The following is a 12,514-nucleotide window of genomic DNA, read 5'->3' as shown; positions in this document are numbered from 1 at the left end:
GGAGGCGCGGGTCGCGTCGTTCGTGGAGGTGCCGGTCAGCTCACCCAGCAGCGGTACGCCGACCCGGTCACGGCACGCTCGCTGGTCACGAGAGAGGTCGTGTAGGTCTGGGTGAACGTGTCGACGGCGGGCAGGTCGACGACCTTCCACCCGACCACCGCGCGGTTCTCGTTCAGCGCCTGCACCGCGCAGGCGACGTCGGTGCCGCCCGCGACGTTGATCGTGTACTGCACCTCGACCGCGTCGTCGCCGGCGACCGTGAAGCCGTAGTGACTCACCTCGAGCTCGGCCGAGTCGCCGTCGAAGGCGACGAGCACGACCCAGGCCGCCACCACGGCGGCCACGACGCCGCCCGCGACGAGGGCGATCAGCCGCGAGCGCCGGGCTCGGCCGGGGCGTCGGCCGTAGCGGTCGTCGAGCCGTGAGGCCGGGCTGACGCGCGCCGGGTCGAGGGTCTGCATGGCGTCAAGGGTAGGAGGCGCCGGCTCGGAACCACATGGACGTCGCGTCCCTGCGGGGTCAGGCCGCGTCGGCCTCGAAGAGCATCGACAGGTCGAGGGGCTCGGTGGGGGCGAGTTCGACGTACGTCAGGTCGTCGTTCACAGGAAGAGCCCGTTGCTGAGGAAGAGGGCGGCGACGAGGCTGGCGCTGGCGCCGACGGCCGCCGTGGCGATGACGAAGAGGGTCGCCTGGCGTTCGGTCTCGCGGACCTCGGAGAAAGAGTTGCGACCCGCGTCGGAGCGGCGACGCGAAGGCGTGAGGAGTGTCATGGTGTGTCCGTTCTCGGCAGCCCTGTGCTGCCTGCCCGTGATGCTGGTGTCGAGGGGGCCGCGACTCGGTCGCGGCCCGCACCGCCCGTGAAGTCGGTACACACGAATGAAACCATGGGGTAGTTAGTCCATCTAGCTACTCGACGAGGCTGTTCGCAATGCGGACAGCGCGCTCCTCGCGCAGCCTTTTCCATGGCCCCTCTTTCGCCTCTCTTCGGCCCCTCCCGGCCCGGAATCCCGCCACTGCGCGCCGCTCCTCCCCCAACGGGGGCCTGTCCTCCTTTCGGGGGACCGGCAGACTGGCCCAGGTCTCAGGACGAGACCGGCGGAGGCCGCGCCTCCTGCACTGCACGGATTGCGAACACACATGCCCCTGGTCGAGACCCCGACCCCCCGCCGACACGGCCGCCTGATCGCGGCGGTGGTGCGGGCCACCAAGCCCCTCTTCCACCTGCACCTCGCGCTCTACCGACGCGAGGTGGCTCGCGCGCCCTTCCCCCGCGACGCCCGCCGCATGACCGTCGACGGCCCCGACCCCGACCGTCTGCTCTTCGTCGGCAGCATCGCCGTCGAGGGGTTCGGCGTGCTCGCCCACGACCTGACCTGTGCCAGCCAGACCGCACGGCTGGTCGGGTCGGCCCGGGGCCGTGGCGTCACGTGGCACGAGGTCTCGGCACCCGTGCTGACGGCTGCCGAGGCGGCCCGGGTCGAGCTGCCGGCCGGACGCGCCGACGCGGCCGTGGTGCTGCTCGGCATCTGCGACGTGCTGCTCGCCACGAGCGGCACCTCGTGGGAGGCCTCGCTCCGTCGCCTCGCCGTCCGGGTGCGCGAGACGGCCGGCCCGGACTGCCGCATCGTCTACGTCGGCATCCCGCCGATGGCGGAGTTCCGACCGATCCCTCCGGTCGCGAAGCGCCTGCTGACGCGGCAGATCGAACGACTCAACGCCCTGACGGCACGGGTCGCCCTCACCACGCCCGGCGCCTCCTGGGTGCCGTTCCCCGAATGGCGCTCGGAGGGGCTCTTCCACCAGGAGCTGCTGTCGTGGGCCACCATGCACCGGCGGTGGGGGCAGGCGATCGCGCCGACCGTGGTGACGTCGCTGGTCGGCGCCGATGCCGCCGACACGCACTGCGAGAGCGACGCCGGGCCCGGCGTCCCGGCCTAGACGCCCGAGTCCGCCAGGCTGCCGACGCGGCTCGTGCCGTAGGTGTACACGTAGCAGACGACCGAGCGCTCGCCGTCGTCCCAGCCCTTCTCGGTCGGAGCGAGCACGCCGTAGTCGGCGAGGGACTCGTCGTACGAGGCCCCGACGTAGTCGTCGAAGGCCGCGTCGCAGAGGGCGGCCGCCTCGTCGAGGACCTCGACGCCGCCGGGGAACGCGCCGCCGTCCAGCTCGCTCACCAGGTAGGCCTCCTCGTCGTGGGCCTCGTCGCAGGAGGTCGTCTCGACGTCACCGGTGCCCTCACGGCCGAGGTCGCCGACGGTGAAGCAGGTGCCGACGTCGAGCCCGTCCACGCTGGTCACCCCCGAGAAGTCGAGCGGGTAGAGGTAGTCGCCGTAGACCGCGTCAGAGCCGAAGTAGGTCGTGGGATCCTCGTCGCCGGAGGAGTAGCCGTCGTCGTAGCCGGCCGAACCGCCGGCGAGCGTCATCCCGCCGAGCAGGCCGGCCCCGCCGCCGACGATCAGGGCGACGACGGCCGTCCCGACGATCGCGAGGACCCACGGCGTCTTCGAGGGCTGCACCGGCAGGGCGGGGAGGAACGCAGGAGGCGCGGCGTAGGGGTCCTGCGTCGGCCACGGCTGCCAGGGCGCCTGGGCCTGCGGCTGCGGCTGCGGCTGGGAGTGGGAGTGGGACTGCCAGCCGGACGGCTGCTGCTCGGGCTGCGGCCACCCCTGCTGTTGCGGCTGCTGCTCGGGCTGCTGCCACCCCTGCGGTTGCGGCTGCTGGTCGGGCACGCCCGGCTCGATCGGTGTGCTCACGGTCGTTCCCCTTCGTCGACCGGGCCGTCGGATGGCCGGGTCACGCCGGATCATATCCAGCGCCGGGCACCCCGTTCGACCCCCTGTCCGGGAAGACGACCGTGATCTGGTTGCCCACCCCTCAGGCCTGACCTACACTCGATCCGTTCGAACACACGTTCGAACGTGCAGGAGGACGACATGAGCACCCAGACCACCCACGAGCCCGTCGCGCTGTGGTTCGAGCGCGACCTGCCGGCGCGGCTGGTCTGGTCGTGCCGACGCTGGCGGGTGAGCGACACCCCGACCGAGCTGCGGGTCGAACCGGCGGTCACGCCCGCCTTCATCACGCACCCGCCCCGTCGCTTCGTCGGCTGGCGCTTCCAGGCCACCGACGACGACGGCACGACCCACATGTTCGAGGTCGTCCTCGGCACCGACGGCGGTTGGGTGCTCGGCCGCGTCTACGACTGACCCCGACGAAGAACGGCGTGGGCGTCCGGGCAGTCGTGGACGGGCTTTCCTCGGCCCCCACGAGAGGTGTCGAGGTCGTGGCGCACGGGTTGCGTCAGGATGTCGGGCCGAAGCGTTCAGATGTCGCAAGGGACTCCGTCTCGCGAGGCCGGGCCGCTTAGGACTGTCTCATGCACTCATCGCCGGCCACCCTCGACACGACCTGCGACCGCCGCGTCGCGCGTGAGGTCCGTTCATGACCCTCACGGACATCCTTCCCTCGATGCGACGGGTGATCGCCGACCCGTTCGTCCCCGACGCCTGGCCGGAACGGACTCGTCCGACCCTGGACGACGTCGTCATCGGCGGGGTGTCCCTCGTCCGTCTGGCGAGCATCTGCGAGACGCCGTGCGTCCACACGGGCGCTGCCCTCGTGCCCCGCTCCGGTGGCCGGGTGTCGACCGTCGACGACGCCACGGCGATCGTCGTCACCGTCAGCAACGTCTGCCGTCACAGCTCCGGCGCGATCGTCGTCCAGGTGGACGCCCGACTCGGTGCGGTGCCCGTCGCCATCCGGGAGCTCCGTCTGATCGGGCGCATCTCGACGGCCCACGACGTGGCCATGGTGATCGGCCTCCAGGACGAGGGGCCCGATCTCGCCGTGGCCGATCTGCCCGGAGACCTGCGCATCGGCGACCTCCTGGCGGTCCCGTGCCCGGGCGACATCACGGTCGGGCGTCTGCGCCGGCACCCGAGCCGACGATGACGGCCCCTGGCGCCCTCCCGACGATGCGTCACGCCGTGCACGACGTCGTGGACGGTGCTCATTCGTGGGGCTCGCTGGACCAGGCTCCGGCTCGGTCGACGGTCGTGCAGCAGATCACGCTCCGGGTGTTCCGACCGGGAACGAGCCTCCGCGAGAGGAGGCTCCTTCATCTCCGGCAGATCTGGCCCGTCGCCGGGGCGATCTGCTCGGCCGTGTCGCTCCTCGTCCTGGCATCCCGGGTCCCGGCTCCGGTGGCGGCCTCGATCGCTCTGGCCCTCTACGGTCTCGGGTTCCTGTGCCTCGACGTCATGACGACACGGCTCCGGGCCACGGTGCGTGAGCTGGCGGCGTCGTCGACGTGCACCCCGGGCGGTCTGGTCGTGCTCGGTGACGCCGCCTGCGTCCGCGCGACGGCTGCGCGGCTCGTCGCCCTCGAGCGGGAATTCGCGGCAGGCCACCTCTCGCTCGAGCGGTACCTCGCACGCTGGGACGAGGTCTACACCGCGTTGCCGACGGAGACGAACCGGACATGACGTCGACAACGTCGGTCACCGTCGCCACCCGGTTCTACGGAACCGGGCCGCAGTTCGATGCCCTCGCCCTGGAGGTCGACGATTCTTCGGAACCCGACGTGCTCGACCTCGGGCTCCGAGGTCATCTGCTCGGCTCGTCGGGCATGAAGCGGTAGCCCATGCCCTGCACCGTCTGCAGGTAGCGAGGCTGAGCCGGGACCGCTTCGAGCTTCTTCCGGAGTTGGGAGACGTACAGCCGCAGGTACCCGCCGTCAGTGGTGTGTGCCGGACCCCAGATCCGGGTGAGGATGTCCTCCCGTGTGACGAGACGCCCCGGGTTCCTGACCAGGATCTCGAGGATGCGCCATTCGGTGGGAGTCAGGCGGATCGCCTCGTCCGGTTCGCGGACGACGCTCTTGGCGACGAAGTCGATCCGGATGCCCCCGAACGTCTCGGACGGTTGATCGGGGGTCGGAGTCGTGCGTCGCGTCAGCGCCCGGAGGCGGGCCAACAGCTCGTCCATGGCGAACGGCTTGGTGATGTAGTCGTCGGCTCCGGCATCGAGTGCCTCGACCTTGTCGGCGGCGCCGGCTCGGCCCGAGACGACGAGGACCGGGACGTTGCTCCAGCCGCGGAGGCCTTCGATCACGCCGAGCCCGTCGACGCGTGGCATGCCGAGGTCGACCATGACGACGTCGGGATGTTCTTCGACGACGGCGCGGAGCGCCTCGGCGCCGTCGGCGGCGGTGGCGATGTCGTAGCCGACCGCCCCGAGGGTCAGGGTGAGGGCCCGGACGAGCTGCGGATCGTCGTCGGCGACGAGGATCTTCATGCGTGGTCCGTCCCGGTCGTCCGATGAGCCACAGGAAGGGAGACGACCATGCTGAGCCCGCCTCCCGGGGTCTCCTCGGCTCGCAGGGTGCCCCCCATCCCCTCGGTGAAGCCCTTGGAGATGGCGAGTCCCAGCCCGAGGCCGGCGGTGTTGTCGGTGTCTCCGAGGCGCTGGAAGGGAACGAAGACCAGGTCCAGGCGTTCGGGACTGATCCCCGGCCCCTGATCGGTGACGCGGATCTCCACGGCGTCTCCGAAGCTGCTGCTGGAGAGACGCACCGGCGTCCCTCCGGGGGCGTACTTCAGGGCGTTGTCGAGCAGGTTCACCAGGACGCGCTGGAGCAGGACCGGGTCGGCGTCGGCCTGGGGAACGTCCTCTCCCCTCTGCAGCTCGATGCGTCCGGGCTCGACCTGGAGTTCGTCCACGGAGGCGAACAGGACGTCGTCGACGTCGACGGGCTGGCGTGACACCGCGAGGGCTCCCGCCTGGACGCGGCTGACGTCCAGGAGGTTCGTGACGAGGGCCGACAGCGCGTCGAGGCTCTCGTGGGCCGTGGCGAGGAGTTCGTCGCGGTCGCGGTCCGCCCAGACGACGTCGCCTTGTCGAAGGCCCGTCACGGCCGCCGTGGCCGAGGCCAGCGGCCGCCGCAGGTCGTGTCCGACGGCAGCGAGCAGTGCCGTGCGGACCTGGTCCACCTGCGCCAGCGGCCCGGCGGAGTCGGCGGTCGCCGACAGGGCCTTGTGTTCCAGGGCCGTCTCGACCTGGGCCGCGATGACCGCGAGGAGGCGCCTCTCGGACGCCGCCATCGGCGGTCCGGTCATCTCGAGGCGCGCACGGGTGCCGACGGGGACGACCGTCGTCTCGTCTCCGGCCCGGGGTGAGCCGAGGGAGTCGACGACGTCACCGTCGACGTCGATGACGGAGACCGTCCGCAGGCGGAAGGCGTCCTGGGTGCGGGACAGGAGCGCGTGGAGCGCGTCCTGGCCGCGGATGACGCCCCCGGCGACGGCCGCGAGCAGTTCGGACTCGGCGACGGCACGCGCCGCCGCCCGGGATCGGCGGGCCGCCTGGTCGACCACGTAGCTGACGAGCAGGGCGATGACCACGTAGAGGACGAGGGTCAGGAGGTGCAGCGGCCGACCGACGGTGATGCTGTCGTAGGGCTCGACGAAGAAGAAGTCCAGCGTCACTCCCGAGAGCACCGCCGCGAAGAGGGCCGGCCAGATCCCCCCGACGAGCGCGACGACCACGACGAGCAGCTGGTAGACGAGCACATCGCTCGTGAGCGATTCGTCGCTGCGGAACATCACGAGCAGCCAGGTCACGATCGGGCCGAGCACCACGGCGAGGCCGCCCCCCAGCAGCCGACGACGCAACGTCAGCGCGCCTCCGGCCCGGGGGAGGGTGAACCGGCCGCCGGCCGCGGAGTGGGTCACGATGTGCACGTCGATGTCACCCGATTCGCGGATGACGGTGGCACCGATCCCCGGGCCCGTCAGGGCGGCGGCGACCCGGCTCCGGCGGCTGACGCCGATGACGAGTTGCGAGGCGTTCATCGCCTTCGCGAACTGGACCAGGGCGACGGGGACGTCACCGCCGACGACCTGGTGATGGGTGCCGCCGAGTTTCTCCGTCAGGGCGCGCTGCGCGGAGAGAGCACCCGGGTGCGCATCGCGGAGGCCGTCCTGGGCGATGACGTGCACGGTGACGAGCTCTCCCCCGGACGACCGGGCGGCGATGCGGGCACCACGACGGATGAGGGTCTCGCCCTCCGGCCCGCCGGTGAGGGCGACCACGACCCGCTCCCGCGCCTCCCACTTGCTGTCGATGCCGTTCTCGACCCGGTAGGCCTTGAGGGCGCTGTCGACCTCGTCGGCCAGCCACAGCAGCGCCAGCTCCCGCAACGCCGTCAGGTTGCCGAGGCGGAAGTAGTTCGACAGCGCGGCGTCGATGCGGGCCGCCGGGTAGACGTTCCCCTCGGCGAGACGGTCGCGGAGCGCCTGGGGGGCGAGGTCGACGACCTCGATCTGGTCGGCGCTCCGGAGCATGCTGTCGGGGACGGTCTCGCGCTGTGCGGCCCCGGTGATCTTCTCCACCACGTCGTTGAGGGACTCGATGTGTTGCACGTTGACGGTCGAGATGACGTCGACGCCCGCGTCGAGGAGGACCTGGACGTCCTGCCACCGCTTCTGCCGGACGGAGCCCGGTGCGTTGGTGTGGGCGAGCTCGTCGATCAGGGCGAGGTCGGGCCTCCGGGCGAGGACCGCGTCGACGTCCATCTCCGTCAGCTCGACGCCGCGGTGCAGGGTCGTCGTCCGCGGGACGACCTCGAGATCGCCGAGCATGGACGCCGTCGCCTCGCGGCCGTGGGTCTCGACGACGGCGACGACGACGTCCTTGCCCTCTCGGGCGAGCCGTGCTCCTTCTTCGAGCATGGTGTAGGTCTTGCCGACGCCGGGGGCGGCGCCGAGCAGCACCCGGAGCCGCCCCCGTCTCACGGTCTCAGCGTCCCGTCTCGGCCAGGGCCGCGTTGAGCTCGAGCACGTTCACGGTGGGCTCGCCCAGGTAGCCGAGGTCGCGGCCCTGGGTGTGCTCCTCCACGAGCGCCTCGACGTCCGCGACCGGCAGGTCACGTGCCGCGGCGACCCGCTCGACCTGGATGCGCGCGTACTCGGGGCTGATGTGCGGGTCGAGCCCGGACGCGGAGGCGGTGAGCGCGTCGACGGGGACGTCCTCCGGGGCGACGCCGTCGCTCTCGGCGATCGCCGCCCGTCGCTCCTCGACGGCGGCGATGAGATCCTCGTTCTCGGGCCCGTAGTTGCTGCCGCTCGAGGCGGAGGCGTCGTAGCCGTCACCGGCAGCCGAGGGCCGCGACTGGAACCACTCGGGCAGGGCGACACCGTCGGCGTCGGTGAACGACTGCCCGATCAGTGACGAGCCGACGGTCTGGCCGTCGACGCGGACGGCGGAACCGTCCGCCTTGCCGCCCAGGACGAGCTGGCCGACCCCAGTGACGACGGCCGTGTAAGCCACGCCGAGGACGACGGTGAAGACGAGCATCGCGCGGAAGGCGACACCGTACTGGCGGAGCAGGGTGCGGGTGTTCATGGTCTCTCTCTCGTTCGTCGTCTGCGTCGGCTCAGAAGCCGGGGAGCAGGCTGACGATCAGGTCGATGATCTTGATGCCGACGAACGGGGCGACGACGCCGCCGAGTCCGTAGACGAGGAGGTTGCGCGACAGGATCGACGACGCCGACGCGGCGCGGTACTTCACACCCCGCAGGGCGAGCGGGATGAGCACGACGATCACCAGGGCGTTGAAGACGATCGCCGAGAGGATCGCCGACGCCGGCGAGGACAGCTGCATGACGTTCAGCAGCCCGAGCCCCGGGAACACCCCGGCGAACATGGCCGGGATGATCGCGAAGTACTTCGCGATGTCGTTGGCGATCGAGAACGTCGTGAGCGCGCCACGGGTGATGAGCAGCTGCTTGCCGATGCGGACGATGTCGATCAGCTTCGTCGGGTCGCTGTCGAGGTCGACCATGTTGCCGGCCTCTTTCGCGGCCGAGGTGCCCGTGTTCATCGCGACGCCGACGTCTGCCTGTGCCAGCGCGGGGGCGTCGTTGGTGCCGTCGCCGGTCATCGCGACGAGCGCGCCTCCTTCTTGCTCTCGGCGGATGAGGGCGAGCTTGTCCTCCGGGGTGGCCTCGGCGAGGTAGTCGTCGACGCCGGCCTCGGCCGCGATCGCCTTGGCGGTGAGGGGGTTGTCGCCGGTGATCATGACCGTGCGGATGCCCATGCTTCGCAGTTCGGCGAAGCGTTCGCGCAGGCCGGTCTTGACGACGTCCTTGAGGTACACGACGCCGAGGACGCGAGCTTCGGCGGACGTCGTCTTGATCGCGACGACCAAGGGGGTCCCTCCGGCGTTCGAGATCTCGTCGATGCGGGTCTGCAGTTCGTCGTGCTCGGTGCTGGCGAGACGACGGTCCTCCTCGACCCAGGCGATGACGGAGTTGCCGGCACCCTTGCGGATCTGCGTGCCGTCGGGCAGGTCGAGGCCCGACATGCGGGTCTGGGCGGTGAAAGGCACGATCTCACCCGGCTGACCGTCGGCGTCGTGCCACCCCGTCGTCAGGGCGAGGTCGACGATGGACTTGCCCTCGGGGGTCGGGTCGCTGAGCGACGACCGGGCGGCGGCGTCGACGAGTTCGGCCCGGGCGATGCCGTCGAGCGGCGTGAACTCGGCCGCCTGCCGGTTGCCGTAGGTGATGGTGCCGGTCTTGTCGAGCAGCAGCGTGGTGACGTCACCGGCGGCCTCGACCGCGCGGCCCGACATGGCGAGCACGTTGCGCTGCACCAGGCGGTCCATGCCGGCGATGCCGATGGCGCTGAGCAGCGCCCCGATCGTCGTGGGGATGAGGCAGACCAGCAGGGCGATGAGCACGGGGATGCTCACCGACGCGTCGCTGTAGGCCGCGATGGGGTTCAGCGTCAGGGTCACGACGACGAAGACGATCGACAGGCTCGCGAGAAGGATGTTCAGCGCGATCTCGTTCGGGGTCTTCTGGCGGGAGGCGCCCTCGACGAGTCGGATCATGCGGTCGACGAAGGTCTCGCCGGGCTTGCTCGTGATGCGCACGACGACGCGGTCGGAGAGCACGCGGGTGCCGCCGGTGACGGCGCTGCGGTCGCCGCCCGACTCGCGGATCACCGGGGCGGATTCGCCCGTGATGGCCGACTCGTCGACGCTGGCGATGCCCCAGACGATGTCGCCGTCGCCGGGGATCAGCTCGCCGGCGGTCACGACGACCGTGTCGCCGAGCGTGAGGTCGGCCGAGGACACCGACTCCGAGGAGGCGCGCTCGGCACCGGCGTCGGAGGTCGCGTCGTACGAGACCACGCGCTGGGCGGTGGTGCTGGTGCGGGTCGCCTTGAGGGTCTCGGCCTGTGCCTTGCCGCGGCCCTCGGCGACGGACTCGGCGAGGTTGGCGAAGACGACGGTGAGCCAGAGCCAGACGGCGATGGCCCAGGTGAACGAGCCGGGGACGGGCGAGCCGCCCGAGGTCTCGGGACCGGTGAAGAGGCCGGCGATCGCGAGGATCGTCGTGTAGGCGGCGCCGACCTCGACGATGAACATGACGGGGTTGTGCCACATCTCGCGCGGGTCGAGTTTGCGGAGCGCGCCGGGCAGGGCCGCGACGAGCTGGGCGGCGCCGAACGCGCCTCCTCGGTTCGTCGGGGCGTGGTCGCCCTCGCGCTCGTGGTCGGTGGTCGGTGTGTCGGTGGTGATGGACATGGTCACTTCAGCCCTTCGGCGAGCGGTCCCAGTGCGAGGACGGGGAAGTAGGTCAGCGCGGTGATGATCACCGAGACGCCGGTGAGCAGGCCCACGAACTGCGGGCGGTGGGTGGGCAGGGTCCCGGCGGTGGCGGGGACCTTGTCCTGAGCGGCGAAGGAGCCGGCGAGGGCGAGCACGAGCACGATCGGGAGGAACCGGCCGAGCAGCATCGCGACGCCGAGGGTGGTGTTGAACCAGGGCGTGTTCGCCGTGATGCCGGCGAAGGCGGAGCCGTTGTTGTTCGCGGCGGAGGTGAAGGCGTAGAGCACCTCGCCGAAGCCGTGGAGGCCCGGGTTCCAGATCGACGTGCCCTCGACGTCGGCGCGCACCGCGGGGATCGCGAAGCTCAGCGCCGTGAAGGCGAGCACGATGGTCGGCGTGACCAGGATGTAGAGGCTGGCGAGCTTGATCTCGCGCGGCCCGATCTTCTTGCCGAGGTACTCGGGCGTGCGGCCGACGAGCAGGCCGGCGATGAACACCGTGATGACGGCCAGGACGAGCATCCCGTAGAGGCCCGATCCGACGCCGCCGGGGGCGATCTCGCCGAGCATCATGTTCAGCATCGCCATCATGCCGCCGAGGGCGGTGTACGAGTCGTGCATCGAGTTCACCGCACCCGTCGACGTCAGGGTCGAGGTGGAACCGAACAGGGTCGATCCCCAGATGCCGAACCGCGCCTCCTTGCCTTCCATCGCGCCTCCGGCGAGCTGGGTGGCGGTGCCGGCACCGCGGAGCTCGAACCAGGTCATGGCGGTGAGCGAGACGGCGAAGATCGTCGTCATGACCGCGGCGATCGCGACGCCCTGCTTCGTGGAGCCGACCATGCGGCCGAAGGTGCGCGGCAGCGAGAACGGGATGACGAGCATGAGGAGGATCTGGAAGACGTTCGTCCAGGCGGTCGGGTTCTCGAACGGGTGCGCGCTGTTGGCGTTGAAGAAGCCGCCGCCGTTCGTGCCGAGCAGCTTGATCGCCTCCTGCGAGGCGGTGGGGCCGCCGGGGATCGTCGCGGTGCCGCCGGTGAGCGTCGTGACGTCGGTGAACCCCGCGAGGTTCTGGATGACGCCGCCGGCGATGAGGACGACGGCCGAGAGGACGGCCAGGGGAAGGAGCAGACGCGTGATCGACCGGGTCAGGTCGACCCAGAAGTTGCCGAGCGTGCCGCTCTTCGCCCGGGCGAGCCCGCGGATCAGGGCGACGGCGACGGCGATGCCGACGGCCGCGGAGACGAAGTTCTGCACGACGAGGCCGAGCACCTGCACGGCGTAGCCCATCGTCACGTCGGGCGAGTAGGACTGCCAGTTCGTGTTGGCCACGAAGGAGGCGGCGGTGTTGAACGAGAGCCCCTCGGGCACGGCCGGGAAGCCGAGCGAGTACGGCAGGAAGGCCTGGAGGCGCTGGATCGCGTAGACGAAGAGGACGCCGATGACCGAGAACGTCAGGACGCCTCGGAGGTAGGCCGGCCACGTCTGTTCCGACGTCGAGTCGACGCCGATGAGGCGGTAGAAGCCGCGCTCGACGCGGGCGTCCTTCGCCGTCGTGAACATCCGCGCCATGTGGTCGCCGAGGGGGCGGTACACGACGACGAGGACGACGACGACCGTGAGGATCTGGAGGATGCCGAACAGCGCGTCCATCAGAAGCGCTCGGGCTTCACGAGGGCGTACACGAGGTACGCCAGGGCGGCCACGGCGAGGACGGCGGCCCCGATGCTGAAGACGATCACAGCTTCTCGACCCCCTTCGCGACGAGGGACACCACTGCGAACACAGCGATGACGGCGAGCACGTACACGATGTCGAGCACTACGACTCCAAGAGGAACGAACGACGGGCCGGACGGCCCGATGCCCGTGGTGGGCACAGCGAGTCAGTAGACACC

General features: G+C 70.8%; 15 protein-coding genes. 5 read left to right on the top strand and 10 right to left on the bottom strand.

Translation table 11 applies throughout. The annotated features are described in order from the left end of the window. Window positions 1-35 precede the first annotated feature (35 nt). Window positions 36-461, bottom strand: coding sequence for a DUF4307 domain-containing protein (locus tag BIV04_RS16280; RefSeq protein ID WP_071257762.1), 426 nt, complete (start codon window positions 459-461; stop codon window positions 36-38). Window positions 462-599: 138 nt separating this feature from the next. Beyond that, window positions 600-770: a hypothetical protein gene (locus BIV04_RS17260; RefSeq protein ID WP_177174845.1), complete on the bottom strand. Its 171-nt coding sequence runs from the start codon at window positions 768-770 to the stop codon at window positions 600-602. A gap of 367 nt (window positions 771-1,137) precedes the next feature. Between BIV04_RS17260 and BIV04_RS16275 the strand changes: the two genes are divergently transcribed. Further along, window positions 1,138-1,938 carry a GDSL-type esterase/lipase family protein gene (locus tag BIV04_RS16275; RefSeq protein ID WP_071257759.1) on the top strand — a complete coding sequence of 267 codons (801 nt, stop codon included), beginning with the start codon at window positions 1,138-1,140 and terminating at the stop codon, window positions 1,936-1,938. Here the strand turns inward: BIV04_RS16275 and BIV04_RS16270 are convergent. Further along, window positions 1,935-2,753, bottom strand: a complete 819-nt coding sequence (locus BIV04_RS16270; protein ID WP_071257757.1) for a septum formation family protein — start codon at window positions 2,751-2,753, stop codon at window positions 1,935-1,937. The two genes, BIV04_RS16275 and BIV04_RS16270, sit on opposite strands and share 4 nt — an antisense overlap. 180 nt (window positions 2,754-2,933) lie before the next feature. On the opposite strand from BIV04_RS16270, the gene BIV04_RS16265 reads away from it, so the two are divergent. From BIV04_RS16265 to BIV04_RS17255, 4 genes are all read left to right on the top strand, one after another. Continuing rightward, a complete protein-coding gene (locus BIV04_RS16265) occupies window positions 2,934-3,206 on the top strand; it encodes a hypothetical protein (protein WP_071257780.1) in 273 nt (90 codons plus the stop codon). 235 nt (window positions 3,207-3,441) lie between these two features. Then, window positions 3,442-3,951 carry a hypothetical protein gene (locus BIV04_RS16260; protein ID WP_071257755.1) on the top strand — a complete coding sequence of 170 codons (510 nt, stop codon included), beginning with the start codon at window positions 3,442-3,444 and terminating at the stop codon, window positions 3,949-3,951. After that, window positions 3,948-4,484, top strand: a complete 537-nt coding sequence (locus tag BIV04_RS16255) for a DUF6611 family protein (protein ID WP_143048758.1) — start codon at window positions 3,948-3,950, stop codon at window positions 4,482-4,484. The genes BIV04_RS16260 and BIV04_RS16255 overlap by 4 nt, the downstream gene beginning before the upstream one ends. Beyond that, on the top strand, window positions 4,481-4,639 hold the full coding sequence (locus BIV04_RS17255; protein ID WP_177174844.1) for a hypothetical protein: 159 nt from the start codon (window positions 4,481-4,483) through the stop codon (window positions 4,637-4,639). The genes BIV04_RS16255 and BIV04_RS17255 overlap by 4 nt, the downstream gene beginning before the upstream one ends. On the opposite strand, the gene BIV04_RS16250 is transcribed toward BIV04_RS17255, so the two are convergent. From BIV04_RS16250 to BIV04_RS17250, 7 genes are read right to left on the bottom strand one after another with little or no spacing between them, the layout of a single operon-like run. Next, the gene (locus BIV04_RS16250; RefSeq protein WP_071257750.1) at window positions 4,606-5,295 is read right to left on the bottom strand and encodes a response regulator transcription factor; all 690 of its coding nucleotides are present in this window, start codon (window positions 5,293-5,295) and stop codon (window positions 4,606-4,608) included. The two genes, BIV04_RS17255 and BIV04_RS16250, sit on opposite strands and share 34 nt — an antisense overlap. After that, window positions 5,292-7,793, bottom strand: coding sequence for a DUF4118 domain-containing protein (locus BIV04_RS16245; RefSeq protein ID WP_071257747.1), 2,502 nt, complete (start codon window positions 7,791-7,793; stop codon window positions 5,292-5,294). Before BIV04_RS16245 ends, BIV04_RS16250 begins: the two co-directional genes overlap by 4 nt. Before the next feature lie 4 nt (window positions 7,794-7,797). Continuing rightward, window positions 7,798-8,403 (bottom strand): potassium-transporting ATPase subunit KdpC, encoded by a 606-nt coding sequence (kdpC, locus tag BIV04_RS16240; RefSeq protein WP_071257745.1) that lies wholly within the window; start codon window positions 8,401-8,403, stop codon window positions 7,798-7,800. Window positions 8,404-8,434: 31 nt separating this feature from the next. Then, complete coding sequence (gene kdpB, locus BIV04_RS16235) at window positions 8,435-10,594, bottom strand: potassium-transporting ATPase subunit KdpB (protein ID WP_071257743.1); 2,160 nt, start codon at window positions 10,592-10,594, stop codon at window positions 8,435-8,437. A gap of 2 nt (window positions 10,595-10,596) precedes the next feature. Next, the gene (gene kdpA, locus BIV04_RS16230; protein ID WP_071257736.1) at window positions 10,597-12,270 is read right to left on the bottom strand and encodes a potassium-transporting ATPase subunit KdpA; all 1,674 of its coding nucleotides are present in this window, start codon (window positions 12,268-12,270) and stop codon (window positions 10,597-10,599) included. After that, window positions 12,270-12,359: a K(+)-transporting ATPase subunit F gene (gene kdpF / locus BIV04_RS16950; RefSeq protein WP_071257733.1), complete on the bottom strand. Its 90-nt coding sequence runs from the start codon at window positions 12,357-12,359 to the stop codon at window positions 12,270-12,272. The genes kdpA and kdpF overlap by 1 nt, the downstream gene beginning before the upstream one ends. Then, entirely contained in the window at window positions 12,356-12,496 is a 141-nt protein-coding gene (locus tag BIV04_RS17250) for a hypothetical protein (protein ID WP_177174843.1), read from the bottom strand. The genes kdpF and BIV04_RS17250 overlap by 4 nt, the downstream gene beginning before the upstream one ends. Window positions 12,497-12,514 lie beyond the last annotated feature (18 nt).

The sequence above is a fragment of the Frigoribacterium sp. MCBA15_019 genome (assembly GCF_001864945.1).
GTDB lineage: Bacteria > Actinomycetota > Actinomycetes > Actinomycetales > Microbacteriaceae > Frigoribacterium.
This window is presented reverse-complemented; position numbering and strand designations above follow the sequence as displayed.